Here is a 478-nt window from a genome sequence, read left to right on the forward strand (position 1 = left end):
AACAGCAGCTCAGGCCGGTACTGGATTCAGTACCGGCCTGATCTGTTTCTGCCTGCGTGTCTATCTGAGTGACTACCGCTTCCCGTGTGCCTACGGCCGCCGTTCCTGCGTGCCGAAGATGCCGTCCATGACCACGGCGCCGCTCTGGATCACGGACCGGATCTCCTCAGTCACAGCCGTCCCCGAGTGCCCCGACGAGCCGAGAAATCTCCTCCAGCGGCACGAGCCTCACCGTCTCTGAACAGACGATCACGGTCGCGGTAGCCGATGGCGGCCACACCGAGACGGTAGTCCGGGGCCGTGAGTAGCGTTGAGGGGCGGGTGCTGCACCTCGGGACGGACATGCGCATCACGTGGACGATCCGACCGGTGATCCTCTTGCAGCTCTTGCACCGCCAGGGCGTCGACTCCCGCAGTGCGCATAGGCCTTCAAGCCCCAAGCGACCGACTGAGTTACAACTTTCTCTACGGGTTCAAG

At 63.4% G+C, this 478-nt stretch carries 1 pseudogene; it reads right to left on the bottom strand.

The window, feature by feature from the left end:
- Positions 1 to 90: 90 nt before the first annotated feature.
- Positions 91 to 235 (bottom strand): annotated as a pseudogene (locus tag GT030_RS36040) (site-specific integrase); the annotation flags it as partial.
- Positions 236 to 478 lie beyond the last annotated feature (243 nt).

This window comes from Streptomyces sp. SID1328 (genome assembly GCF_009865595.1).
Lineage (GTDB): Bacteria > Actinomycetota > Actinomycetes > Streptomycetales > Streptomycetaceae > Streptomyces > Streptomyces griseoluteus.